Origin of the sequence: Nitratireductor sp. GZWM139 (assembly GCF_030068685.1) — a bacterium.
Lineage (GTDB): Bacteria > Pseudomonadota > Alphaproteobacteria > Rhizobiales > Rhizobiaceae > Nitratireductor > Nitratireductor aquimarinus.
This window is the reverse complement of record NZ_JAMQML010000017.1, coordinates 14,035-39,034: the sequence shown is the minus strand read 5'-3', so window position 1 is coordinate 39,034 and position 25,000 is coordinate 14,035. Positions and strand designations below refer to the sequence as shown.

Here is a 25,000-nt window from a genome sequence, read left to right as displayed (position 1 = left end):
CCGCAGCCGTCCCTTACGGAACGATCAGCGTGCCCGCGCCATGCTCGGTGAAGAGCTCGAGCAGCACGGAATGCGCGGTCTTGCCGTTGAGGATGACGACACCTTCGACGCCCCGCTCAATCGCCTGGATGCAGGTTTCAACCTTGGGGATCATGCCGCCGGAAATCGTGCCGTCCTTGATGAGCGCGCGCGCTTCGGCGACCGTCAGCTCGTCGATCAGGTTCTTGTCCTTGTCGAGCACGCCCGGCACGTCGGTCAGGAACAGGAGGCGCGTGGCGCGCACAGCACCGGCAATCGCGCCGGCGAACGTATCGGCATTGATGTTGTAGGTGTGACCGTCGCGGCCGGGCGCGACCGGAGCGATGACGGGGATCATTTCAGAATGGGCCAGAAGGTCCAGTAAAGTGCGGTCGACCTCCACCGGCTCGCCGACGAAACCGAGATCGAGCACGCGCTCGATGTTGGAATCGGGATCAACCACCGTCTTGTGCGCCTTTTCGGCAAACACCATGTTGCCGTCCTTGCCGCACAGGCCGATGGCCCATTCGCCCTCGGCGTTGATGAGCGCCACGATTTCCTTGTTGATGGAGCCGGCAAGCACCATCTCGACGATCTCCACGGTCTTCGCGTCGGTCACGCGCAGGCCGCCCTCGAACTTCGATTCGATGCCCATTTTCTTGAGCATGGCCGCGATCTGCGGGCCGCCGCCATGAACGACGATGGGGCTGACGCCGGACTGTTTGAGGAGCGCGATATCGCGGGCGAAAGCCTGCCCAAGCGCATTGTCGCCCATGGCGTGACCGCCATATTTCACGACGATGGTCTTGTTCTCATAACGCTGCATGTAAGGCAGCGCCGCCGAAAGAAAGCGCGCCTGTGCTTCTGCAGTTTCCGTCATGTCCGTCATCGCGTTATTCCCCAAAGTCAAAACGGCGGTTTCATAAAGCATTTTTCGCAGCAAGTGAAATGATCTTGCATGCCCCGGACACAAAAAGCCTGATCCGCGCGGCAGTCGCCCCCTTGCCTTTGTCTGTGCGCGCGCTAGCTGATCTGCAAACCCGCCTTCCCACCAGTCGACAATCCGCCTAATCTTCCGCCCATGACGCCAGATGAGATAACGAAGCTGATCTTCAGAACCGCGCTCCGGGAGCGTGCGGCGTTCGATCTGCTTTATCGGCACACGAGCGCGAAACTCTTTGGCGTCTGCCTGCGTGTCTTGAAAGACAGGGCGGAGGCCGAAGAGGCGCTGCAGGAAGTCTATGTGAAGATATGGACCAAGGCCGACCGGTTTGCCGCGTCGGACCTGAGCCCGATCACCTGGCTCGTGGCGGTGGCGCGCAATCACGCCATCGACCGGCTGCGGGCGCGCAAGGCCCCGACTGAAGAACTGGATGAGGCGAACGCAATTGCCGACCCCGCGCCGACCCCCGAGGCCATGGCTCAGGCCGGCAGCGAACGGCGGCGCATTGACGCCTGCCTTGCCGAACTGGAGGCCGACCGCGCCACGGCGGTGCGGGGAGCCTATCTCAACGGCGACAGCTATGCCGAACTTGCAGCACATTTCGACGTGCCGCTCAACACAATGCGAACCTGGCTGCGGCGCAGCCTGCTCAAGCTCAGGGAATGCCTGGAACGATGACGGTGGCAGACGAACACGGACCGGACAGACGCGACGAGGACGATCTCGTTGCAGCCGAATATGTGCTGGGCGTTCTCGCTGCCGATGAGCGCGCCGCTGCCACGCGCCGCATCGAAACGGAACCCGAATTCGCGCGTCTCGTGGAACGGTGGGAGGCGCAGCTTGCCCCCATGGCCGACGCCTATGAACCGGCGGAAGCGCCCGCCCGTGTGAAGACAGCCATCGATGCAAGCCTGTTCGGTGCGGGCCCGCAGACCAGCCGACCGGGGTTATGGTCGAGCCTCGCATTCTGGCGCGGTTTCGCCGTGGCGGCGCTTCTGGCCTTTGCCGCCTATGTCGCGCTGACCTATACCAGCCTGCCCTTCGGCGCACCGCCGGTGGCCGAGCAGCGTTTCGTCGCCTCCCTCGCCCATGACGACACGGATGTGCGTTATCTCGCGGTCTATGACGGGACGAAACGCGACGTCTCGCTCTCGCATGTTTCGGGCGCGCGTCCTGATGGCCGCGACTTCGAACTCTGGGCCATAGAGGGCGACAATGCGCCGGTTTCTCTGGGCATCATTCCGGTCGGGTCCAGCGTTCACGTCGCACTGAGCCAGGCGCTCGGTGAGGCCATCGACGCCGGTGCGGTCTTCGCCATCACCACGGAGCCGCTGGGCGGATCGCCATCGGGCGCGCCGACGGGTCCGGTGGTTGCGCTCGGCGACCTGCGCGACATCTGATTTCGGCCTTCTTCAAAAAAAAATCGAACTTTTTTGAAACTCTCCGTGGAAGGCATCCGTGGCTCCTCGTGTTCCCAAAAGGGCCGACCATGAAGGCGGTCCCGCAAACGAACCTGAGGAGTTTAGACATGCGCAAGATCACTGCTTCCCTTCTCGCCGGCTCGCTCGCTCTCGCTTTCACGGGATCGGCTCTGGCCGAAAACCCGATGGTTGGCGGCGCAGCCATGTATGCCGACAAGAACATCGTCGAAAACGCGGTCAACTCGAAAGATCACACCACGCTGGTGGCTGCCGTGAAGGCTGCAGGCCTGGTCGACACGCTGTCCGGCGAAGGCCCCTTCACCGTGTTTGCACCGGTCAACGCCGCCTTTGAAAAACTGCCGGACGGCACGGTTGAGACGCTGCTGAAGCCGGAAAACAAGGACCAGCTTTCCACGATCCTGACCTGTCACGTGGTCGCGACCGAAGCCATGTCCGACGCCATTGGCAAGATGATTTCCGATGATGGCGGCAACCATCCGGTCAAGACCGTTGGCGGCTGCATGCTGGAAGCCAAGATGGACGGCGACAACATCACCCTGACCGATGAGAACGGCAATGTGGCGACTGTGACCATTGCCGACGTCGATCAGTCGAATGGCGTCATCCACGTCATCGACACGGTGCTTCTGCCGAAGGGCTGATCGCAGAACGCTTCACGCATCTGGAGGGCGGCTTCGGCTGCCCTTCAGTAACCCCTCATCTCACACCGACTTGACTTGGAGGTGATGGAGCGCCGGGCTTAGGGTCGGCCCGAATCCTCCCGGAATTCCCGGCGTTCAATGCACGGCATGATGTGCGAAGGAGTTTGACGATGAGACGGCGTAATTTTCTTTATGGCGCGGCGGGCGCTTTCGCGACCCTGACCGGAGGCGCATTTCTGGCGCACAAGCGCCCCGGCGGCAGCGCCATGGCCGAGACCTTCGAGATCACGAAGACCGAAGACGAATGGCGCGCCATCCTGACCGAACAGCAGTTTGCGGTTCTGCGCGAAGAAGCGACGGAACGGGCCTTTACGAGCCCGCTGAACAATGAGAAGCGCGCCGGGCTCTTCCATTGCGCAGGCTGCGACCTGCCGCTCTATTCATCTGAAGTGAAATACGATTCCGGCACCGGCTGGCCAAGCTTCTGGGAAGCGCTGCCGAACGCCATCGGCACGCGGCCGGACAACTCGCTGTTCATGACCCGCACCGAGTGCCACTGCCGCCGCTGCGGCGGTCATCTGGGCCACATCTTCGATGACGGACCGCAACCGACCGGCAAGCGCCACTGCATCAATGGCGTGGCCATGCAGTTCAGGCCCGGCCCCACAATGCCCAGCTAAGTCTGCGCCCGGGTGAGCCTGCGCCCGGCTGAGCCTGCTCATTCTCGCCTTCGCGCGTCAGCCGTCCGAGACGGCGCGCGCGATGGCGTTGCGCAGTTCGTCCATGCCATGCCCCTTCTCCGAAGAGGTGGCGACGATCTCCGGATAGGCTGCGGCGCGCTTCTTCAGCTGCGCTTCGGTATCGGCAAGCAGCCGCACCACTGCGGGCGGTTTGATCTTGTCGATCTTGGTGAGCACCACCTGATAGGAAACGGCAGCCTTGTCGAGCAGGTCCATGACCTCCTCGTCATTCTTCTTGATGCCGTGGCGTGCGTCGATCAGCAGGAAGACGCGCTTCAGCGTCACCCGGCCTCTCAGATAATCGAACACCAGTTCCGTCCAGGCGTCGACCTGCGCCTTGGGCGCCTTGGCGAAGCCATAGCCCGGCATGTCGATGATCGCCATGGGGGGCATGTCGCCATCGGCGCCGGAATAGCCATCGGGGACGAAGAAGTTCAGTTCCTGCGTGCGGCCCGGCGTGTTGGAGGTGCGCGCAAGACCGCGCTGCGCGATGAGCGCATTGATGAGCGACGACTTGCCCACATTCGAGCGACCGGCGAACGCCACTTCTGGCGGCCCTTCCGGCGGCAGAAACTTCATTGCAGGCGCGCCGCGCAGGAACACCCACGGCCGCAGGAAACTCGTTCGGTCGATCTGCCGGCCGATCTGCTGCTCAGTCTGCGCGTTGCCGGTGGCTGCGCCATCTTCTGATGCGTTCACGCCATCATCTCCATTATCGTTCAGATGACGGCATCAAGACTGGCGAGGCTTTTGTCAACAGCGCTGTTGGGGAAACCGCACCGGACGCACCGCTCAGGCGGTGCCGAGAACCTGCATCGCGCCGAGGTCGCGGCGGCGCGGCTGGCGGCTCGCCTCGAGCAGAGCGCGGCCCAGATAGTCGAGATCGGCGGCTTCCTGCGGCTGCCATCCGCAGGAACAGGAGCCCGGCCCCTGATGCGCATCGGCCGTTTCGCGATAGATCACGCCAATGGCCCGCACGGCCTCGCGCATGACGATCATCGGCGGCAGGCCCGTGCGCTGCATGACCTCGCTCATTTCCTTCATCAACTGCATGCGCAGATGCATTTCCGCCTCTTCGCGGCGACGCTCAAATCCAGTCATCTGTGAAACGCAGTCCCTTCTAATTGCTTGGCTGGCCGGTGCGGGAGCGAGGCGACGAAATTCATGCCCGCCGACGCGGCGTGCAGCTCCCGGCACGCCTCATCGAGTTCGCGCATTGCCTCGAACAGCTTTTCCCGATCCCGGCAGTGCGCGTCGAACAGGGCAACGAACAGCGTGTTTGCGCTGTCATGCGGCTCCGGCGCGTCGTTTGCGCGGGAAAGGCTTTCTGCGGCGGCGGCCTTGGCCGCCTTCACCTTGGAGCGCAGGCGCTCGACACGCAGGAGCTTGCCGCGATGACGTTCCAGCTCCTGCGTTTCGCAAGGATGGTGAGGTGCAAAGTCACCAATCGGATCCAGATGTATCATGTCGCCTGTCTCTCGGCTTTCCGCCCCGAAGGTTCGGAGCGACCCGACCACAGACACAATGCTTTACTAAAAAAGTCAAGTTTAATGAGGAAGGGATGAAGGCCGCCTCAGCGGGCAGCCTTCAGGGCCTCCAGATCCGCACCGCGAATGGCCGCAAGGTTGCGGCTGATCTTCTCGGCGGGCCAGGACCACCATGCGATTTCGAGAAGCGCCGCCACGGTTTCCGGCGCAAAGCGCACGCGCAGGACACGGGCCGGATTGCCCACGGCAATCGCATAGGGCGGAACGTCGGAGGCGACCACGGCGTTCGCGCCGATCACCGCCCCGTCGCCAATGGTGACGCCCGGCATGATCTGCGCCTGCCGGCCGATCCACACATCGTTTCCGACAATCGTGTCGCCGCGCCCGTGCTCCAGATAGGTCCCGGCGTCGAAACCTTCCTCCCAGCCATTGCCGAAAATGTTGAAGGGAAAGGTGGAGAAGCCGGTCATGAGGTGATTTGCGCCGTTCATGATGAACGTCGCGCCATGGGCGATGGCCACGAATTTGCCGATGACCAGCCGGTCGCCCAGAAAGTCGAAATGGTAGAGGACATTGTTCTCCTCGAAACGCTCCGCGCCCTGCGGATCGTCGTAATAGGAGAAGTCGCCCACCTCGATATTGGGACGGGTGATGAAACTTTTCAGGAATACGGTGCGGGGAAAGCCGGCCATGGGATATGGCGTGGCGGGATTGGGTCCGTGCATGAGGACCTCCTTGATCTCAACAAAGGGGAAGAAAACACCGCCTCCGGCATGCGGAAAACGGACCGGACCTGAAGTCACGGCGGCGTGTCTGTTGCGGTCCCCTTAGTTGTTCATCGAAGGCGCTCCCTGATTGCGGCCCCCTTCATAGCGGAGGCGCGGCGCGCGGGCAACAATGGCAAAACGTCAGGAAGACGCCGCCATGACGCCCGCTCCAGCGTGGCAAGAACGGCCAATGCAAAGAGCGGACGGTCATGACGGCATCCTCATCAGGTTTGCGTCGAGCGTGGATCAGGCGACATCCCAGACGCCGGTCTGCGCCGTGCGGCGGACAAAATCGGAGAAGTCGCGCGGCGGGCGGCCGAGCAGCTTCTCGACATCGTCACTCACGCTTTCATTGCGCCCGTCCAGAACCTCGGTGAACAATTCGCGCATAAGGGCCACAAGCGGCTCCTCAAGCCCCTGCTGGCGCGCGCCTTCCACGAAGACGTCGACCGGGATCTGAATGAAGCGGATGTCGCGCCCGCACGCCTGCCCGATCTCGCTCACCATATCGTCAAAGCGCATGGAACGCAGGCCTGTGAGCGTGTACGCCCTGCCCGCATGACCTGGCTGCGTGAGCGTGACGAAGGCCACGTCGGCGATATCCTCAACGTCGATGAAGGGCTCGCGCACATCGCCGACCGGCAAGGCGAGTTCGCCGGCCAGGATCGCATCGAGAAAAAAGGCTTCGCTAAAATTCTGGAAGAACCAGTCCGCGCGCAGGATCGTCCAGTCGGCCCCGCTCTGCATCAGGAGCTGCTCTGCGTGCTCGGCTCCTTCTTCGCCCCGGCCCGACAGAAGCACCAGCCGCTTTACGCCTTTCTCCAGCGCGCGCTTCGCAAACGCATCGACCGTCTCGGCAGCGCCCGGCACCGCGAGGTCCGGATAATAGCTGACATAGGCGGCGCCCACACCATCAAGCGCTGCATCCCATGTCTCCGGCTTTTCCCAATCGAACGGGATCTCGCTGCTGCGCGAGACGGCGCGGACGGGAATGCCCGCCTCGCTGAGCCGCGCCGCAACGCGGCGGCCGGTCTTGCCCGTGCCGCCGGTCACGAGAATGGGTCGGGCTGGGTCGATCTGCTGGTCTGTCATGCTGGCCTCCATAAAGTGATAAACTCTCACATTTGCAAATGTGATAAATCCTCATATTATTGATGTCAACAGTAATGTGAGCATCCCTCACAAAAGGATTTCGATGTCTGAGACGGAAACCGGCCACGGCGCCAGCATTCGCAAGAGGCCCATGCAGAAACGCGCTCAGGAGCGCGTGGAGCGCATTCTTGCGGTGGCGACACAGATGATTGCGGAAGCAGGAAGCGATCAGCTCAGGATGAGCGATGTGGCCGCGCGGGCGGGCATCTCCATCGGCTCGCTCTACCAGTATTTCCCGGACAAGGCCGCCATCGTCCGCACGCTGGCCGAGCACTACAACGAGGCGGGCCGGGATTGTATCTGTCAGGGGCTTGATGGCGTCTCCAGCCCGAGCGAGCTGGAACAGGCTTTCACGGAGCTGATCGACGAGTATTACGCGATGTTCCTCTCGGAGCCCGTGATGCGGGACATCTGGTCGGGCACGCAGGCCGACAAGGCGCTTTGCGATCTGGATCTGGAAGATGCGCGCGCCAATGCGCAGGAACTGGCTGCCGCGATGCTGCGCGCCAAGCCTGCGCGCGACCCGGACGCCACGGCCTCCACCGCCCTTCTGATCATCCATCTGGGCGAGGCGACCATGCGGCTGGCGATCCAGATGCCGGAAGCGGAAGGCCGCCGTCTGGTGGACGATTACAAGCGCATGGCGCTGCGCGAACTGCTCGATTAAACGCGCCGGACCGCCAGCATCCGCGCACCGACGGATGAAGCGCGGCGGGCAATCGCCCGAAAACAAAAAAGCCCCGGTCGAACCGGGGCTTTTTCTTTGATTACCGCCTATTCGGCAGGTTTTGGCTTCTTCTTGAACAATCCGGCCAGATTGTCCCAGAGCTCGATCTTCGCGCCCTGGCGCTTCATGATCACGCCCTGCTGGACGATGGAGAGGAAGTTGTTCCATGCCCAGTAGATCACCAGACCGGCCGGGAACGTGGCCAGCATGAAGGTGAAGATCACCGGCATCCAGTTGAAGATCATGGCCTGCGTCGGATCCGGCGGCGTCGGGTTCATGCGCATCTGCAGGAACATGGTGACACCCATGATCAGCGGCCAGACGCCGATCATCAGGAAGGCCGGAACGTCGTAAGGCAGCAGACCGAACAGGTTGAAGATCGACGTCGGATCGGGAGCCGAAAGGTCCTGAATCCAGCCAAAGAACGGTGCGTGACGCATTTCGATGGTGACGTAGAGCACCTTGTAGAGCGAGAAGAACACCGGAATCTGGATCAGGATCGGCCAGCAGCCGGCCAGCGGATTGATCTTCTCTTTCTTGTAGAGCTCCATCATCGCCTGCTGCTGCTTCATCTTGTCATCCGCATATTTCTCGCGGATTTCGAGCATGGCAGGCTGAACCTTCTTCATGTTCGCCATGGACTTGTAGGACTTGTTGGCGAGCGGGAAGAAGATGAGCTTGACGACAACCGTGGTGGCCAGGATGGCCAGGCCGAAATTGCCAAGCAGTTTGTACAGCCAGTCGATGAGGAAGAACATCGGCTTGGTGAGGAAGTAGAACCAGCCCCAGTCGATCAGAAGCTCGAACTGGCGCACGCCATCGGCCGTCTCGTAGGCGTCGACAACATTGACCTCTTTCGCACCGGCGAAAACCATCAGCTCAGAGGTGACCGAAGCGCCATCGGCGACCACGATCTCGTCGGTCAGATAATCGGCCTGGTAGCGCGGGGTGGTGTCGCCGGAATAGGTGTAGCGCGGCTGGAAGTCCTGACCGGTACGGGGGATCATCGTGACCGCCCAGTACTTGTCGGTGATGCCGAGCCAGCCATCGGACGACTTGCCGGGCGTGATGCGCTTTTCTTCCTCGACGTCGGAATAATCGATTTCCTGCAGGCCTTCCTCGCCGGTCACGCCGATGAGGCCCTCATGCAGAATGTAGATGCCGGAGGTCGCGGGCGTGCCGATGCGGGTGGTGCGACCATAATTGCGCAGCGCAACCGGAGCGCCGGAAGCATTCTCCACCGCGTCCGACACGGTGAACATGTAATTGCCATCGACCGAGAAGGTACGATTGAAGGTCAGGCCCTTGTCGTTGGTGAAGGAGACCGTGACAGGCGTATCGGGGGTGAGAACCTCGCCCTCGGTGATGGTCCACTGGGTGGACGGACCCGGCAGCGCGCCAGCGGCTTCCGAACCCACATAGCCGGTCTCGACATAATAGCCGTCAGGACCTGTCGAGGGGTTGAGAAGCTGGATGTTCGGCGAATCCTTGTCGACCGTGACCCGGTAATCCTTGAGGAGCAGGTCGTCGAGACGTGCGCCGGTCAGATTGATGGAGCCCGAAATGCGCGGCGTGTTGATCTCCACGCGCTCGCTGCCGGCAATCGCCGTCTCGCGGTCGGCAGGCACGGCCGCCTGACCGGCAGTTCCCGGCACCGCACCGGCTCCGCTGGTCGGGGTGGGAATATCGCTGTTCTCACCGTTGGATTGCGCAAGGGCCTGTGCGGCTTCCGCGGCCTGCTGCGTTTCGATCTGCGCGATCTCGCGCTCCGACTCAATGCGCGGGTTCATGTAGAACACCTGCCAGAGCGTCAGGATCACCACGGAGAGCGCGATCGTGATGAGAAAATTGCGATTGTTATCCATCAAGGTCCTTGCCCTTTCCGCGCCGGTTCTCGGTTTCTCCGATACGGCGGGAAAGCTCGTCTTTCAGGGAGGCGAACGGTGCATCAAGCACAGAACGCCGCGCCACGATCACATAATCCTTGCCGGCGGCCATGTCGTGGACCGCGTGGAGGCGGCAGGCTTCTTTGAGCCGCCGGCGCACGCGGTTTCGAACAACCGCGTTGCCGACTTTTTTCGTTACCGTAATGCCCAGCCGCGGCGGATTTTCATCCCCACGATCAAGCACTTCCAGCAAAAAAAGCCGCCCGCGCCGTTTTTCACCGCGACGGACAGCCAGAAATTCGGCGCGCTTTTTAAGACGCGCCGGGGGTGGGACGGCTGGCCGGTCCGTCATCTTTCCGGCCTCGCCTCCGAACCTTATGCGGACAGCCGCTTGCGACCACGGCTGCGACGCGCTGCAATAACGCGGCGACCGCCCTTTGTGGCCATGCGGGCGCGGAATCCGTGCCGACGCTTACGAACGATCTTGGAAGGCTGATATGTACGCTTCATTTATTTAATACCGCGGAGTGCGGCCCTTCTTTATTCTGTTTCTTTGAACAGGAGCTTCGCTTTTTCGGGCATGTCCGAAGGCGTGACAACACGCCGCCAGACGCAAGGCCCAAGCGTGGCGGGCTTATAGGATTATGGATGCGTTGAGTCAATCAAAACGGCGCTTCACAGGCATTACCGCGTCAAACGGTCCCCATGTGAAATGCGGGACGGGGCTTCATTCCACCGGGATCTTCCCTGCAACCGCCCTCTCGGAGGCGTGAGAACTGCCGGCCATTCCTTCTGCGACACCGGCCCGGTCTGCGGCGCTGCGGTTCTGGCTCATCTTGTTCTTGCCCTCAAGACCGGTGATGGGAAGCCGCAGCCCGATGATCCCGCGCAGCTGCCCCCTGAGGAAGGGTGCGGGCGCATCCGACATCGACCAGACCTCCGGCCGTTCGGCCTCGTGCAGATTGGTCAGCCGCTCCACCACATCGCGAAGCCGCGCCTCATCATCGAAGAATTCGATCGGGCCGCGCGCGTGAACCGCACTGTAGTTCCAGGTGGGGACGACCTTTCCATGCTCCTTCTTGGAAGCATACCAGGAGGGCGAGACATAGGCGTCAGGCCCCATGAAGATCGCCAGCGCATCATTCAGCGGCGTGTCCTTCCACTGCGCATTGGCGCGCGCGAAATGGCCGTAAAGCGTGCCAAAAGGACCTTCGGTTTCGTCAAGGAACAGGGGAAGAGGGCTGGCATGCAACCCGTTGGCCCCGAAGGTTACGACATTGGCGAGCCGCGCCGCACGCATCAGACCGTGAAGCGATGCGAGTTCTTCAACGCGAAAGGCGGGCGGACAATACATCAAGGCTCATCTCCTCCGGGAATGAACCAGACATAGAACGCTTCGCCATCGCGCAAAAGAACCGCGGCCACCTTGCACAACCGGAAAACCGCTGTGGCGTAACAGGCTGCAGAGAGATTAGCGACGGCGCTCCATGCCCTGCCGGAACTGCTCGAAGATGTTTTCGACGCCACGCTCATAATCGTCGCGCGTCTGGCGTCCGGTCTCGAACATCTGGCCGAACAGATCGTCATAGGGATTGCGCGGACGCCCGCTCGGATTGGGCTCAGGCTCCGGTTCGCGGCGGGTCTGGGATGCGCCCTGACCGCCTCTCAGGAACTGATCGAAAATATCGCCAAGCGGGTTGTTGCCCTGCCCGCCGGAGGGAGCGCTGCGCCCGGAAGAACCGCCTGCGCCGCCACCGAACATGCCCTCAAGGATCTGCCCGAACGGATTGTCTGAAGGGCTCATGCCCGAAGGCGCGCGGCTGCGCGACTGCGTGGAACCCGGCTGCTGCCCCATCTGGCGCATCATCTGCTCCATCAGGTCACCCAGCATGCCACCACCGCCGGCCTGCGCCTGCGTCTGGCGCGGCTGCGCGCCGGGCATCTGGCCCGTCGACTGTTTGAACAGGCCACCCATGATCATGGAGGCGAGCACCGGCAGCATCTGCTTGATCATGTCTTCGCCAAGCCCGGTCGCCTGCGCGGCGTGGCTGGCCACGGCGCGGCTCACATCCTTGGAGCCGAAGAGATGGCCAAGAATGCCATTGCCCTCGGTCATGCCCTGCGCGCTGAAGGCGCTTGCCGCATCCTCGAAATATTTGGCGTGCTGGCCCGACGCGAGCGCGCCAAGGAAATTGCCCGCGCCATAGGGGTCGGCGGCGTTGCGCTTCAGGCCCTGGCTGAAAGCCGGCAGAAGCGCTTCCATGGCCTGCTGCGCCTGATCCTGCGAAATGCCGAACTGCCGGGCGAACTGGTCCACGCCCTGTCCCTGACCGGCATTGTTGAGCATCTCGAACAGCGGAAGCATGGGCATCTCCTTAGTAATCCCGCCAGTCCCATCCCAAGGGTGACAGGCGGATAGCAAACCATTGTTTCAGGAAGATAACCCGACAAGCGCGCTTTGTCTTTGCCGACCCGAAAAGCCGGTCCGAAAAAACGCCGGTCCGGGCAGGCTTAGTAGGCCTGCTCGAGGAACACCGGTTCGATGGAGCGGTCCCAGCGCGTGTTGAACGCGTTGGCGAGCTCCTGCGCGCTCGTGGTGCCGCGGGCCACGATCTCATCAAGCGGGCTGAGGAAGCTCGCCTCGTCATAGCCTTCCGGATTGAGACATTTGCGGGCGGAAAGCCCCTTGCGCGAAATGGCCAGAACCTCGCGCGCAACCTCGCGCAGGTCGTGATTGCGGAAACGCGTGGCAAGACCTTCCGCCGGCACGGCGTTGCGCATCACCTCGATCTCCTCGAACGACCAGTCAGAGGTCAGATCATGGGCGGCGTCGAGCGCGGCCTGATCATAGAGCAGACCGACCCAGAAGGCCGGGAGCGCGCAGATGCGCCGCCACGGGCCGCCATCGGCGCCGCGCATTTCCAGGAAGCGCTTGAGGCGCACATCCGGGAACAGGGTGGAAAGATGGTTCGACCAGTCGCCAATGGTGGGCAGGCCGTCGGTCACCTCATCCTTCAGCGCGCCATTCATGAACTGGCGGAAGGTGACGTGCGTACAGTCGTGATAGCGGCCGTCGCGGATGATGAAATACATCGGCACGTCGAGCGCCCACTCGACGTAATCGGCGAATCCGAAATTATCGGAGAACACGAAGGGCAGAAGGCCCGAACGCTGATTGTCGGTGTCGCGCCAGATCTCGCCGCGCCATGACTGGTAGCCGTTCAGCCGGCCTTCGGTGAACGGAGAATTGGCGAACAGCGCCGTGGAAAGCGGCTGCAGGCGCTGCGCGACCTGCATCTTGCGACGCATGTCGGCTTCGGTCTCGAAGTCGAGGTTAACCTGAATGGTGCAGGTGCGGTACATCATGTCGAGGCCCTGTGTGCCGACCTTCGGCATGTAGGCGGTCATGATCTTGTAGCGCGATTTGGGCATCTGCGGCGTTTCGGCCAGCGTCCATTTGGGACTGCCGCCGAGACCGAGGAAGCGAATGCCGAGCGGCTCTGCGATCTCGCGCAGCTGCGCCAGATGGGCATTGCCCTCGCGGCAAGTCTGGTGGAGCGTCTCCAGCGGTGCGCCGGACAATTCGAACTGTCCGCCCGGCTCCAGCGAGATGGCGCCCTGCCCCGTCGGCTCGACAAGGCCGATGATGTTCCCGTCATCATTGATCGGGTCCCATCCGAGAACGCGCTGCATGCCTTCCAGAACGGCCTTGATGCCGCGCTCGCCCTCATAGGGAACGGGGCGATTGCCATCGACATAGAAGGGGAATTTTTCGTGCTCGGTGCCGATGCGCCATTTCTCGCGCGGCTTGCAGCCCTTCGCGAGATCGTCGGCAAGTTCTTCGACCCGCTCGATCGGCCGATTGTCGGTGGTGTCACGGGCCATAACTGCTCTCCTGGCAAACCATCAGCGATCTGATGGACCATGCTGACAATCCGCTTCAAGTAAAAAGTGCTGACAGGAGCGTCAACCTCTCTTCACAAGCGCTTTACTACTCCACTCATTCCCAGTCGCCAACGCTTGCCTGAATGACGGCGAGCGCGGCAACGGCTGCCGTGTCGGCGCGCAGAATGCGCGGGCCGAGCGGAATGGATGTGACGAAGGGCAAAGCGCGCAATTGGGCGCGTTCCGCGTCGGAAAACCCGCCTTCCGGCCCCACAAGCAGCGCCAGCTTCTTCTCCGTGACACCCGAAAGCGCCTGCATGGGATTGTTGGTCGCCGCATCCTCATCGCAGAAAATGAGACGCCGTTCGGGATCCCAGTCGGCAAGAAGCCGGTCGAGTTTCACCGGCTCCAGCACCTCGGGCACGGCCAAAATGCCGCACTGCTCGGAAGCCTCCATCACATTGGCCTCGAGGCGCTGCGTGCCGGGTTTGGCCACCTGGGTGTGCTGGGTGATGACCGGCTGGAGACGCCCTGCCCCCATTTCCACGGCCTTTTGCACCAGATAATCGAGCCGCCCCTTCTTCAGGGGAGCGAAACAGTAAAGCAGGTCGGGCAGCGGGGTCTGCGGCCGGGCCTGTTTCGTCATGCGCAGGCGCACCGACTTGCGGCCGGCTTCAATGAGCTCCGCATGCCATTCGCCATCGCGGCCATTGAAGACGAGAACCTCGGCTCCCTCGCGCAGGCGCAGAACATGGCTGAGATAGTGGGCCTGTTCCCGGCTGGTTTCCACCTCGGCGTCGGGGGCGAGTGCGGCATCGATGAACAGCCGCTGCAATTTGTAATTCGCACGCATGGCGGTCTGATGGTGGATCGGCGATGCCGCGTCAAGAGGCGATGGCCTCGTGCCAGACCGGCGCGTAACCGGCCTCAAGCGCCGAGATACTCAAACGCGGCGTAAGCAGCTGGACGACGGGTGGCAGGCTTTCGAGGGTGCGGGCCGCGCCATACCCGGCGAAGCCCCATTCGTGAAGAACACCGGAACGCAGCGCATGGGCTCTCTCGCCAATGGCGATCATTGTCCCGTCGGGCAGCGTTGCGACCTGCGATGCGGAGAGCTCCACGGGTGTTCCGGTGACGGCATAGCGCTGCGCATGCAGGATGGCGCCCGCCTCCGGGGCCTTCATCTGCGGAGACTGGCAGAACGCGCGCACGCAGTTCATGAAGCGCGTGGCGGGCTCCCTGCGGCAATGAAAGCAGGGCCGGTGGCCAGCCGCCAGCGCCGTGACCTCATCGAGAAAGAAAAGCTCGGTCCAGCCCGCCCCGCCGGAAGGTCCGTTGCGGCCCATCACCTCGCGATGCCGCCCCCTGAAACTGCACTGACAGATGATCCACGCTTTGGTTGTCCAGCGGCGGCGCAGGAGCGTCTTTGTGTCAGGATCATGAATCACCCCACGATTGCCGGTGAAGAGGCCGCGCGCATGGGTTGTAATCAATTGCCCGAATGGATTAACGCGATTCTGCAGACTCATTCGATTTTCCACCAATTTCGGGACCTGTCATAAAGTATGTGGGTATTGGCGTATAATTTGTTTCAATCTTAAGCTGTTTTCGTTTATAGCAGCCTCCGCAGCATGGGGAGCTGCTTTTTGTTGACCTTCAAGGGGACTTTGGCCGGATGACAATCGGGCGTGCAACTGTCGTGTTTCTGATTACCGTTTCAGCGTTCACACTGATTGGAGCAAGACTCCTTTCGGCAGGCGCCACCGGCGACCACCATCCCGTGGATGGCTACGGCATCTCCACCGCTGTCGACTAGACTTCAATCTGAGCGCAGCCAAACAGCGCGCTCAGTCGTGATCCCACAGGCCGCCTTCCTCAACAGGCGGCCTCGATCAGCACTTTCTCCCGACCTTCCATTCTGAGAGCCGTCAACCGACCGGTGTGCCATGCGCCCGTGTCGAGATTGATCCGGTTGCTGCAAATCTCCGGCGCGCGTACCGGCGTGTGCCCGTGTACAATGAGTTTGGGATGCAGCCCCTCATGCGCGTGAAATGCACGCCTGATCCAGGTGAGGTCGTCGGGCGTCTGATCTTCCAGCGGTACGCCCGGACGAATGCCGGCGTGGCAGAAGAAGAAATCACCGAACGAAACGGAATATGGCAGGGTCGCGAGCAAGGCCCTGTGCCGCTGCGGCACCGCGCGCACCAGGGCCGCATGCCCCGGCTCCATCGCTTCGCGTGAGGTCAGGTCGATTTCCACGCCATAGGAAAGCGCCGTCTCGAACCCGCCATGGCAGGAGAAGAGACCGAACGGATCGGGGTTCGACAGGAAGTCGAGGAACCCCACATCATGATTGCCGGCAAGCGCGATGACACGCGGGTCGCTCTCGCGCAGATTGGCGAGATATTCGAGCACCCCGCGCGAATTGGAGCCGCGATCCACGTAATCGCCCAGATAGATGATGCGCCAGTCGGCAGGCCTGTCATGGAGAATTTCCTCCATGAGCCGCGCATGCATCGCGGCCAGCAGATCATGCCGGCCGTGAATGTCGCCCACCGCATAGAGGCGCATGCCCTCCGGCGTCGAAGCCTCATTGCAGGAGACCCCGATCGCCATGGATCACCCGTCGACGACGATGATGTGCAGGGCGCGCGGACCGTGCGCGCCAAGCAGCATGGTCTGCTCGATATCGCCCGACCGCGATGGCCCGGTGATGAGATTGAGAACCCTGGGCATTTCACCTCTGCCGTATTTGCGCCGCACGCGGGAAATCACCGTTTCAAGATCGCCGGCAATGTCCTTCGCATCAACGACGATGACATGGTGATCGGGCACAAAATTGACCGTCGTGGGGTTATCCTTGCCCGAAGGCAGGGCAAGCGTGCCGCTTTCCGCAATGCCGGCGAGTGCGTGGCTGACGCCCACTTCATCCTGCGGCTCGGCGCGCCCGTGCTTCACCTCAAGGGACTTCTGGCTCGCCCAGTCCATGCGTTTGAGGCGCTTGTCGTCGCCCATGCGCACGCTGGGCGCAAGATTCCTGGAGCGCAGATAATGGGTGACGGCTTTCGGCACGTCATCGGCGCTGCCGACCCGCTCGACGGTAGCCGTCACGGCCTCGGCCATGCTGCAGAACAGGGCAATCCGCGCCTCGCCTTCCAACTGGCCGCGCGCCGGGATCAACCCGCGGGGCGGCTTGGCGAGGCGTTTTTCAACGGCTTCGCGCCGCGCATGATCGCTGGCGGAAACAGACGCTGCCGAACGCAGCTTGCCCAAAATGGCTTCGCGCGCACTCATACCGCGCTCCTTTCAGATTTGCCGGCCTCGCGGTCGCGCCATTGCTGCATGAAGGTGCGGCTTTCGGGCGCCGGCAGATCGCGGTGCCGCGTCCAGCCGCCCGCAAAGGGCAGCGAACGGAACCAGCCGCGCCGTCCGGCAAACCCCGAAAGCGTCGGGATCGCCATCGATGTGGCCAGACGATAGAGCTTCGGTCGGCGGGCGAAGAACGCCCAGAAGCCGAGGCCGAAGCGCTGCGCCGCCGGATTGAGCCCGCGCTCGAACTCGCGCTCGCGCCAGTTGCGCATCATGCGCGGCAGCGGGATCTGCATCGGGCAGACGGATTCGCACCGCCCGCAGAAAGTGGAGGCGTTGGGCAGATGCCCCGCCTTGTCGACGCCCACAAGCGAGGGCGTGAGCACCGAGCCCATCGGCCCCGGATAGACCCAGCCATACGCATGGCCGCCAACCGCGTGATAGACCGGACAATGGTTCATGCACGCGCCGCAGCGAATGCAGCGCAGCATCTCATGGAACTCCGTGCCGAGCATGGAGGAGCGCCCATTGTCGAGCAGGATGACGTGATACTCGTCCGGCCCGTCGGGATCGTCCGGGCGGCGCGGCCCGGTGGAGAGCGTGGTGTAGACGCTCATGTCCTGACCGGTGGCCGAGCGGGCCAGCACGCGCAGGATCTGGCTCGCATCTTCCAGCGTCGGCACCACCTTCTCGATGGAGGCGACGACGATGTGAATGCGCGGCAGCGTCTGTGTCAGATCGCCATTGCCCTCATTGGTGACAATGATCGACGTGCCGGTTTCGGCCACCAGGAAATTGGCGCCCGTGATGCCGACATCGGCCTGAAAATACTGCGGCCGCAGAATGTTTCGCGCCTCGCCGAGCAGGGATTCGGGCTGCGACAGGTCGCGCTCCGGCGGAAGCTCTGTGTGAACGCGGCGGAAATCCTCTTCCACCTGTTCCTTGTTCAAATGCAGCGCCGGGCCGATGATGTGGCTCGGATGCTCGCCGCGAAGCTGGATGATGTATTCGCCCAGATCGGTTTCGACCGGGCGCACGCCTTCCTTTTCGAGGAAATCGTTGAGCGCGATCTCCTCCGTGATCATCGACTTGCCCTTGGTAACCGTGCGCGCACCGGCCGCGCGGCAGATGCTGAGCACCGCCTGACGGGCATCCTCGGCCGTTTCGGCCCAGTGCACCCGACCACCCGACGCAATCACCTTGCGCTCATAGGCTTCCAGATAAAGGTCGAGATGTTCGAGCGTGTGATCCTTGATCGCGCGCGCCGAAGAGCGCAGCTCGTCGAACTCAGGCAGTGCGTCGACCGCCTTCCTGCGCTTGGAGACAAAGCCGACCTTGGCCTTGCCCATGGCGCGCTGCAACTGCTCGTCGGCCATTGCCTTGCGCGCTTTTTCCTTGAACTGCGGAGACTGTACCTCCATCAGCGTCCTCCCCCGCCGATTGCCGGCTTGTCGGTCATGCCGGCCAGAACCTCGGCCACGTGACGAACCTCAACCTTGCTGCCCTGACGGTGCAGCTTGCCTGCCATGTTCATGAGACAGCCCAGATCGCCCGCGAGCAGCGTGCCCGCCTCGGCTCCCTCGATGCTGGCCGTCTTTTCCTCAACGATCTTGTTGGAGATGTCGGGATATTTGACGCAGAACGTGCCGCCGAAGCCGCAGCAGACATCGGGGTTCTGCATCTCCTTGAGTTCCAGCCCCTCAATGGAAGACAGAAGCTGGCGCGGCTGCGAGCGGATGCCAAGCTCGCGCAGACCCGAACAGGAATCGTGATAGGTGACGCTGCCCTCATGACTGACCGGCACCGACGCGACGCCCAGCACATCGACCAGAAAGCTCACCAGCTCATGCACCCGGCCCGAAAAGGCTTCGGCTCGCGCCTCGAAGGGCGTGCCCTTGAGCAGCGCGGGATAATGCTTCTTGAGCATGCCGGCGCAGGAGCCCGAAGGCGCGACCACATAATCGAAATCTTCGAAGGCCTCGATGGTCTGGCGCGCAATGGCGGCTGCGTCTTCCCTGTCGCCGGAATTATAGGCCGGCTGGCCGCAGCAGGTTTGCGCCATGGGCACCTCGACGGTGCAACCGGCGTCTTCCAGCAGCTTCACGGCGGCAAAGCCGACGCTAGGCCTGAACAGGTCCACCAGGCAGGTGACGAACAGGCCGACGCGCTTCGGTGAGGTGCTTTCTTCTTTCAACGGTTCTTCTTTCGCTGGCTTGAATTGTTCGGCAGGGCCGGTTGGCTTGCTCATTGTTCCGCAACCTCTCCGCCGCGCTGATGGAGACGCAGCCGCGAGATGCGCTGCCAGTCGCCCGATCGCTCGGCCTGAAAGGTGGCTTTTTCGACGAAATCGATATGCGCGACCGCAGCCGCACGCGCTGCCTCGGGATTTCCCGCGACAATTGCGTCATGGATCGCCCGGTGCTGGGCAAGCAGCGTGTTGCGCGCATCCGGCAGTTCGTAAATGCGGGCGCGGTTCAGAAACACGCCATCCGACAGAAGCCGGTAGCAGGCGCGCAGCGTGTGCAGGAGCACGATGTTATGCGCACACTCGCCCACCGCATTGTGAAACTCGACATCGCAGGCCGCTTCCGCCTCGAAATCCTCAGAAGCATGCGCCGCATCCATGCGCTTCATGATGGCCTGCAGGAGAACCAGATCCTCCGGCGTCGCACGCCGCGCCGCAAACTCGGCGGCGACGGCCTCCATCTCACGGCGATATTCCAGATAATCGGCGGTCGCCTTGCGATGGGTGGCGATGAGTTCGCGCACCGGCGTGGTGAAAACCTGCCCGATAATATCTGCCACATAGGTGCCGCCGCCATGGCGGGTGAGGATCAGGCCGCGCTCTTCAAGCATCTTCAGTGCTTCACGCAGGATCGGACGCGACACGTCGAGCTGACGCGCAAGATCGCGCTCGCCCGGCAGCCTGTCGCCATCGCGCAGAACGCCTTCGAGGATCAGCGTCTCGATCTGCCGGATGACGCCATCCGCCGTGCGGGCATGCTCAATTCTGGAAAAAACTGCTTCCACCGGCCCTTGCCGTTCTCGTGTGCCGTTTTCGTCTGCCGTTCTCGGCGCTCAAACGCTTTCGTGAGACGGAGAATAACGCAAGCCCGTCAAACTGGTCAATTTCTTTGTCCAATAATTAGACTATCAGCCAATGACACTCGCGCATTGCGCCCTGCGCAAAGCCGGTAGCATACTTGCAAAAGGTCCATCCTGATGCAGACGGCAAGGCGCAATGAGCCAAGAAAATGGGGAACAGCTTGTCGCGATAGGCGCAGACAAGACAAGGCAAGACAAGACTGGGGAATCGTCTCTCGAAACACTGGTGACCGGCAGCGTTCTGGGCTTTCCCGCCCATGACGGGCGCGCTGGCGCGCTGGGCGAAGTGCATGCGCGCCCGCACGCGCTTCTGGAAGCCCCGCGACTGATCATCCAGCTCTCCTTCATGACCGAAGGCGGCTCGGCGGTGGATCAGGCCGTGCTTGCCGATCTGTCGCGCCGGCTTGGCGTGGCCCCGCCACAGACCAATGCGCGCCACCACGCCATGAAGTGGGGCAAGGGCACGCTGCGCTGGGAGCGCCACACGGAATTTTCGAGCTATCAGTGGGATTGCCCGATTTCGCCGCGCACCGGCAAGCCGCTTGAGGAATCCCCCTTCGGCAACGGCTTCAGCCCGCCCGGCACGGCCATTTCCGGCACGCGCGTGGAGATCCGCAAATGGACGAGCGCGACGGAAAAGCTGGTCAGCGCCTTCGATCCGGCAAGCCTTGGCTATTCGGTGGTGGAAGGCGGACGCGCTGCCGTGGCCACGGATTTCCGGCAGGATGGCGACGGGCTGACCCGCATCCTGATCCTCGAAAAGGATCTCGCCCCGGCCCGTATCGGCGCGCTCTCGCAACGCCTGATCGACATCGAGACCTATCGCACGCTCGCCATGCTTGGCCTGCCGCTGGCGCAATCGCTGTCGCCGCGCCTGCGCCGCATGGAAGACCAGCTGGCCGCGCTGACCGCGCGCATGCGCCAGCGCGACAGGCATGACAGCCAGGAGCTTCTGGGCGAACTGACGGAACTTGCAGCCGAGCTGGAAGCGGACGCCGCCGCCAGCCTCTATCGCTTTGGCGCAAGCCGCGCCTATCACGGCATTGTGGAGGAGCGGCTCGAGACACTGAGCGAAGCCCCCATGGCCGGCTACGAAACCTGGGCCGCCTTTCTGCAGCGCCGCGTTGCACCCGCCATGCGCACCTGCCGCTCGGTGGAAGAGCGCCAGGCCAATCTTTCGCGCAAGCTGACGCGCGCCGCAAACCTGCTCAGAAGCTGGGTGGACGTGGAAGTCGAGCGCCAGAACCGCGATCTGCTCGCCTCCATGAACCGCCGTGCGCAATTGCAGCTTCGCCTGCAGCAGACGGTGGAAGGCCTCTCCGTGGCTGCCATCTCCTATTATGTGGTGGGGCTGGTCGGCTATGTGGCCAAGGGCGCAAAGCCCGCGCTCCCCGGCATTTCGAGCGAGGTCATCACCGCCGCCGCCGTTCCCGTGGCCGTTTTGTGCATCTGGCTTCTGGTGCGGCGCATCCGCCGCCACCACGCCCGCGAGGACGCCAACATCGGCACCGAGGCGGATTGACGCAGGCACGCTTTCCAAGCAGCATTTACAGAACCATCAACACACTGGTAAATTGATTGAACCAGTGAGGGAGTTCTGATGTCCGGCCTGAAAATGCCGCAGGCGAATGCGGCAACCCTGAAGAAGCGTGCGGAAATCATTGCCGACATGCGCATCATCGTGCCCGGCGAGGGCGTGGTGGATGCGCAGAACGAAATGCGCGCCTTCGAGAGCGACGGGCTGACCGCCTATCGCCAGATGCCGCTTGTCGTTGTCCTGCCCGAAACGACAGCGCAGGTGTCGCGCATCCTGAAATATTGCCATGAGCGCGATATTCGCGTCGTGCCGCGCGGCTCGGGCACCTCGCTTTCCGGTGGGGCGCTGCCGCTTGAAGACGCGGTGCTTCTGGTGATGAGCCGTTTCAACCGCATTCTCGGCATCGATTACGCCAACCGCGCCGTGGTTGCGCAGCCGGGCGTAACCAATCTGGGCATCACCCACGCGGTCGAGCAGGCGGGCTTTTATTATGCGCCGGACCCCTCTTCGCAGATCGCCTGTTCCATCGGCGGCAATGTGGCGGAGAATTCCGGCGGCGTGCACTGCCTGAAATACGGTTTGACCGCCAACAATGTTCTGGGCATCGAGATGGTGCTGATGAATGGCGACGTGATCCGGCTCGGCGGCAAGCATCTGGATGCCGAGGGCTATGACCTGCTCGGCCTGATGACCGGCTCGGAAGGCCTGCTCGGTGTGGTGACCGAGGTGACCGTGCGCATTCTGCAGAAGCCGGAGACGGCGCGCGCGCTTCTGATCGGCTTTCCCTCAAGCGAGGAAGCGGGCCAGTGCGTGGCCGAGATCATCGGTGCAGGCATCATTCCAGGCGGGATGGAGATGATGGACGGCCCGGCCATCCGCGCCGCCGAGGACTTTGTTCATGCGGGTTATCCGCTCGATGTTGAAGCGCTTCTGATTGTCGAACTTGATGGACCGCAGGCAGAAGTCGACCACCTGATCGACCGGGTGGAAACGATTGCCCGCCAGAACGGCGCGACCACCAGCCGCGCCTCCACGTCCGACGAGGAACGCGCCGTGTTCTGGGCCGGGCGCAAGGCCGCCTTCCCGGCGGTGGGCCGCATCTCGCCTGATTATTACTGCATGGACGGCACGATCCCCCGCAAGCAATTGCCACGGGTTCTGGCGGGCATGCGCGCGCTGTCTGAAAAATACGGGCTGCGCGTCGCCAATGTGTTCCATGCCGGCGACGGCAATCTTCATCCGCTCATTCTCTATGACGCCAACAGGCCGGGCGAACTGGAGAAGGCCGAGGATTTCGGCGCGGACATTCTGCGTCTCTGCGTCGAGGTGGGCGGGGTTCTGACCGGAGAGCACGGCGTCGGCGTGGAGAAGCGCGACCTGATGCCGGAAATGTTCACCGAAGATGATCTGAACCAGCAGATCCGCGTGAAATGCGCGTTCGATCCGGGCCACCTTCTGAACCCGGGCAAGGTGTTTCCGCAATTGCACCGCTGCGCCGAGCTTGGCCGCATGCACATTCATCGCGGCCAGATGCCGTTTCCGGAACTGGAGCGGTTCTGAGCATGGCCTTCATGGAATTGTTTCACGCAGGCGCCGGCATCCGGCCCTGCCCGGCCCTTTTCGGGAGTGTGTCGCCGTGACCGTTTTTCTGCCCAACACTGCCGAAGAGGTTCTGGAGACGGTGCGCTGGGCCGTTTCGGAAGAAGCGCCGCTTGAGGTGGTCGGCCATGGATCGAAACGCGGCATCGGCCAGCCGGTGCAGACCGCGCACACGCTCGACCTGTCAAAGCTGACGGGCGTGACGCTTTACGAGCCGGAAGAGCTGGTGCTTTCGGCCCGTGCGGGCACGCCCGTTGCCGAGATCGAGGCGCTGCTTCGCGAGCACAATCAGGAACTCGCCTTCGAGCCCATGGATTACGGTCCGCTTTTTGGCGGGGAGCGGGGGCGCGGCACGCTGGGCGGACTGCTTGCGGCCAATCTTGCCGGTCCGCGCCGCCTCAAGGCGGGCGCCGCGCGCGACCACGTGCTTGGCGTTCATGCGGTTTCGGGCCGTGGCGAGGGCTTCAAATCGGGCGGGCGCGTGGTGAAGAACGTGACCGGCTACGACCTCTCCAAGGGGCTCGCCGGCTCCTGGGGCACGCTGGCGGTGGCAACCGACATCACCATGAAAGTTCTGCCGGCTGCCGAAACGGAAACGACCTTCTGCATCGCCGGGCTGGACGATGCGGCGGCGACGCAGGCCATGGCCATCGCCATGGGGTCGAGCGCCGAGGTTTCGGGCGCTGCCCATCTGCCAGAAGGCGTGGTGGGCCGCTTCATTGATGGCGGGTTTTCCGGAGGCGGGCAGACCGTGCTGCGGGTGGAAGGGTTCGGCCCTTCGGTTGCCTATCGCATCGACCTTCTGTCGCGGCTTCTGGGCAACCATGGAAGCGCCGAGACGCTCGATGAAGCTGCTTCGCGCAGGCTGTGGCGCGAAATCCGCGACGGCCATCCCTTTGCCGACGGCTCGCCGGCCCCGGTCTGGCGCGTTTCGGTCACGCCGTCGCGCGGCCACGAGTTGGTGGACGCCTTCCGGCGCGCTGCCGGCGCTAATGTCTATTATGACTGGCAGGGCGGCCTGATCTGGATGCGCATGGAAGCCGACCCCGAAGCGGAGATCCTGCGCAAGATGATCGCTCATCTGGGTGGGGGCCATGCAACGCTGGTGCGCGCGCCGCTTGCGATACGCGCTGCGACGCCGGTTTTCGAGCCTCAGCCGGCCCCGCTTGCCGCCCTTTCAGCGCGCCTGAAAGAACAGTTCGATCCTCAGAAAATCCTCAACCCCGGTCGCATGGATTTCACCTGAACCCGTGATAGATTGCCGCCGAAACGCAACGAGGGCGAAAAACATGAGCGATATGCAACCACAACAGAATGAAGGCCGCAAATCAGATGGCTGGCTCGAGCCGGGGCCAACCAATGTGCAGGTCATCTACATTCTCTATCTTGTCGGCTTCGTGATCGGCATCTCCACCCTGGTGGGCATCGTGCTTGCCTATCTGAACCGCGGCAAGGCAACCGGCTGGGTGGAAACCCACTACACCTGGGCCATCCGCACCTTCTGGATCGGCCTGCTCTTCGGCTTCGTTTCCGCGCTGCTGATGGTGATCGGCATCGGCTTCCTGCTGATGATCGCGGTCGCAATCTGGGCCGTGGTGCGCTGCGTCATCGGCCTGCAGGCGGTGGGCCGCAACGAACCGATCAAGAACCCGCAAAGCTGGCTGATCTAGATCGCCCCTGCGTCCATCCGGACGCATACTAGATCGCCAGGCGTCCATCCGGACGCTTAAAGGACGATCCCAACCATGGAGAGAGCATCGGA

Annotated in this window: 28 protein-coding genes; 9 read left to right on the top strand and 19 right to left on the bottom strand. The window is 62.8% G+C overall.

Annotated elements, in window-relative coordinates:
• Positions 1–13: 13 nt before the first annotated feature.
• Positions 14–907: an acetylglutamate kinase gene (gene argB / locus NDI72_RS18390; RefSeq protein WP_206544701.1), complete on the bottom strand. Its 894-nt coding sequence runs from the start codon at positions 905–907 to the stop codon at positions 14–16.
• Positions 908–1,099: 192 nt separating this feature from the next.
• Here argB and NDI72_RS18385 point away from each other — a divergent pair, with 192 nt between their 5' ends.
• The 4 genes from NDI72_RS18385 to msrB all read left to right on the top strand — a co-directional run bounded on the left by NDI72_RS18385 (position 1,100) and on the right by msrB (position 3,724).
• Complete coding sequence (locus tag NDI72_RS18385; RefSeq protein ID WP_206544700.1) at positions 1,100–1,639, top strand: sigma-70 family RNA polymerase sigma factor; 540 nt, start codon at positions 1,100–1,102, stop codon at positions 1,637–1,639.
• Positions 1,636–2,361: an anti-sigma factor gene (locus NDI72_RS18380; RefSeq protein ID WP_206544699.1), complete on the top strand. Its 726-nt coding sequence runs from the start codon at positions 1,636–1,638 to the stop codon at positions 2,359–2,361. The genes NDI72_RS18385 and NDI72_RS18380 overlap by 4 nt, the downstream gene beginning before the upstream one ends.
• 128 nt (positions 2,362–2,489) lie before the next feature.
• The gene (locus tag NDI72_RS18375; RefSeq protein WP_206544698.1) at positions 2,490–3,044 is read left to right on the top strand and encodes a fasciclin domain-containing protein; all 555 of its coding nucleotides are present in this window, start codon (positions 2,490–2,492) and stop codon (positions 3,042–3,044) included.
• 170 nt (positions 3,045–3,214) lie between these two features.
• Positions 3,215–3,724: a peptide-methionine (R)-S-oxide reductase MsrB gene (msrB, locus tag NDI72_RS18370; protein ID WP_113154299.1), complete on the top strand. Its 510-nt coding sequence runs from the start codon at positions 3,215–3,217 to the stop codon at positions 3,722–3,724.
• Between the two features lie 57 nt (positions 3,725–3,781).
• Here the strand turns inward: msrB and yihA are convergent, their stop codons facing one another.
• From yihA to NDI72_RS18345, 5 genes are all read right to left on the bottom strand, one after another.
• On the bottom strand, positions 3,782–4,429 hold the full coding sequence (yihA, locus tag NDI72_RS18365; protein WP_113156189.1) for a ribosome biogenesis GTP-binding protein YihA/YsxC: 648 nt from the start codon (positions 4,427–4,429) through the stop codon (positions 3,782–3,784).
• Between the two features lie 147 nt (positions 4,430–4,576).
• Positions 4,577–4,885, bottom strand: coding sequence for a hypothetical protein (locus tag NDI72_RS18360; protein ID WP_206544696.1), 309 nt, complete (start codon positions 4,883–4,885; stop codon positions 4,577–4,579).
• A complete protein-coding gene (locus tag NDI72_RS18355) occupies positions 4,882–5,250 on the bottom strand; it encodes a hypothetical protein (RefSeq protein WP_206544695.1) in 369 nt (122 codons plus the stop codon). Before NDI72_RS18355 ends, NDI72_RS18360 begins: the two co-directional genes overlap by 4 nt.
• A 107-nt stretch (positions 5,251–5,357) precedes the next feature.
• Positions 5,358–5,996, bottom strand: coding sequence for a CatB-related O-acetyltransferase (locus NDI72_RS18350; protein ID WP_206544694.1), 639 nt, complete (start codon positions 5,994–5,996; stop codon positions 5,358–5,360).
• Positions 5,997–6,284: 288 nt separating this feature from the next.
• The gene (locus NDI72_RS18345) at positions 6,285–7,130 is read right to left on the bottom strand and encodes an NAD(P)H-binding protein (RefSeq protein ID WP_283801319.1); all 846 of its coding nucleotides are present in this window, start codon (positions 7,128–7,130) and stop codon (positions 6,285–6,287) included.
• Between the two features lie 103 nt (positions 7,131–7,233).
• Here NDI72_RS18345 and NDI72_RS18340 point away from each other — a divergent pair, with 103 nt between their 5' ends.
• The gene (locus NDI72_RS18340; RefSeq protein WP_206544692.1) at positions 7,234–7,857 is read left to right on the top strand and encodes a TetR/AcrR family transcriptional regulator; all 624 of its coding nucleotides are present in this window, start codon (positions 7,234–7,236) and stop codon (positions 7,855–7,857) included.
• Positions 7,858–7,964: 107 nt separating this feature from the next.
• Here NDI72_RS18340 and yidC read toward each other — a convergent pair whose 3' ends face one another.
• The 13 genes from yidC to NDI72_RS18275 form a co-directional block, all read right to left on the bottom strand.
• Positions 7,965–9,782, bottom strand: a complete 1,818-nt coding sequence (gene yidC, locus NDI72_RS18335; protein WP_206544800.1) for a membrane protein insertase YidC — start codon at positions 9,780–9,782, stop codon at positions 7,965–7,967.
• Positions 9,775–10,155: a ribonuclease P protein component gene (gene rnpA, locus NDI72_RS18330; protein ID WP_113154294.1), complete on the bottom strand. Its 381-nt coding sequence runs from the start codon at positions 10,153–10,155 to the stop codon at positions 9,775–9,777. Before rnpA ends, yidC begins: the two co-directional genes overlap by 8 nt.
• A gap of 23 nt (positions 10,156–10,178) precedes the next feature.
• The gene (gene rpmH, locus NDI72_RS18325; protein ID WP_206544691.1) at positions 10,179–10,313 is read right to left on the bottom strand and encodes a 50S ribosomal protein L34; all 135 of its coding nucleotides are present in this window, start codon (positions 10,311–10,313) and stop codon (positions 10,179–10,181) included.
• A gap of 217 nt (positions 10,314–10,530) precedes the next feature.
• On the bottom strand, positions 10,531–11,157 hold the full coding sequence (locus NDI72_RS18320) for an FMN-binding negative transcriptional regulator (protein WP_283801316.1): 627 nt from the start codon (positions 11,155–11,157) through the stop codon (positions 10,531–10,533).
• Between the two features lie 117 nt (positions 11,158–11,274).
• Positions 11,275–12,168, bottom strand: a complete 894-nt coding sequence (locus NDI72_RS18315; protein WP_206547127.1) for a DUF937 domain-containing protein — start codon at positions 12,166–12,168, stop codon at positions 11,275–11,277.
• A gap of 146 nt (positions 12,169–12,314) precedes the next feature.
• On the bottom strand, positions 12,315–13,688 hold the full coding sequence (locus NDI72_RS18310) for a glutamate--cysteine ligase (RefSeq protein WP_206993861.1): 1,374 nt from the start codon (positions 13,686–13,688) through the stop codon (positions 12,315–12,317).
• A gap of 115 nt (positions 13,689–13,803) precedes the next feature.
• Positions 13,804–14,541, bottom strand: a complete 738-nt coding sequence (locus NDI72_RS18305; RefSeq protein ID WP_206544799.1) for a 16S rRNA (uracil(1498)-N(3))-methyltransferase — start codon at positions 14,539–14,541, stop codon at positions 13,804–13,806.
• 31 nt (positions 14,542–14,572) lie between these two features.
• Complete coding sequence (locus NDI72_RS18300; protein WP_283801315.1) at positions 14,573–15,217, bottom strand: hypothetical protein; 645 nt, start codon at positions 15,215–15,217, stop codon at positions 14,573–14,575.
• A 346-nt stretch (positions 15,218–15,563) separates the two neighbouring features.
• Positions 15,564–16,304 carry a metallophosphoesterase family protein gene (locus tag NDI72_RS18295; RefSeq protein ID WP_283801313.1) on the bottom strand — a complete coding sequence of 247 codons (741 nt, stop codon included), beginning with the start codon at positions 16,302–16,304 and terminating at the stop codon, positions 15,564–15,566.
• A gap of 3 nt (positions 16,305–16,307) precedes the next feature.
• Entirely contained in the window at positions 16,308–16,982 is a 675-nt protein-coding gene (locus tag NDI72_RS18290; protein WP_206544685.1) for a LutC/YkgG family protein, read from the bottom strand.
• Positions 16,979–18,418 carry a LutB/LldF family L-lactate oxidation iron-sulfur protein gene (locus tag NDI72_RS18285; RefSeq protein ID WP_206544684.1) on the bottom strand — a complete coding sequence of 480 codons (1,440 nt, stop codon included), beginning with the start codon at positions 18,416–18,418 and terminating at the stop codon, positions 16,979–16,981. Before NDI72_RS18285 ends, NDI72_RS18290 begins: the two co-directional genes overlap by 4 nt.
• Entirely contained in the window at positions 18,418–19,191 is a 774-nt protein-coding gene (locus NDI72_RS18280) for a (Fe-S)-binding protein (RefSeq protein ID WP_206544683.1), read from the bottom strand. The genes NDI72_RS18285 and NDI72_RS18280 overlap by 1 nt, the downstream gene beginning before the upstream one ends.
• A 50-nt stretch (positions 19,192–19,241) precedes the next feature.
• A complete protein-coding gene (locus tag NDI72_RS18275) occupies positions 19,242–20,027 on the bottom strand; it encodes an FCD domain-containing protein (protein ID WP_206544682.1) in 786 nt (261 codons plus the stop codon).
• Between the two features lie 211 nt (positions 20,028–20,238).
• Between NDI72_RS18275 and NDI72_RS18270 the strand changes: the two genes are divergently transcribed.
• The 4 genes from NDI72_RS18270 (at position 20,239) to NDI72_RS18255 (ending at position 24,908) form a co-directional block, all read left to right on the top strand.
• On the top strand, positions 20,239–21,624 hold the full coding sequence (locus NDI72_RS18270; RefSeq protein ID WP_283801309.1) for a DUF3422 family protein: 1,386 nt from the start codon (positions 20,239–20,241) through the stop codon (positions 21,622–21,624).
• 78 nt (positions 21,625–21,702) lie between these two features.
• Complete coding sequence (locus tag NDI72_RS18265; RefSeq protein ID WP_283801308.1) at positions 21,703–23,199, top strand: FAD-linked oxidase C-terminal domain-containing protein; 1,497 nt, start codon at positions 21,703–21,705, stop codon at positions 23,197–23,199.
• Positions 23,200–23,275: 76 nt separating this feature from the next.
• On the top strand, positions 23,276–24,484 hold the full coding sequence (gene glcE / locus NDI72_RS18260) for a glycolate oxidase subunit GlcE (RefSeq protein ID WP_283801307.1): 1,209 nt from the start codon (positions 23,276–23,278) through the stop codon (positions 24,482–24,484).
• 43 nt (positions 24,485–24,527) lie between these two features.
• Entirely contained in the window at positions 24,528–24,908 is a 381-nt protein-coding gene (locus NDI72_RS18255) for a DUF4870 family protein (protein ID WP_113154282.1), read from the top strand.
• Positions 24,909–25,000 lie beyond the last annotated feature (92 nt).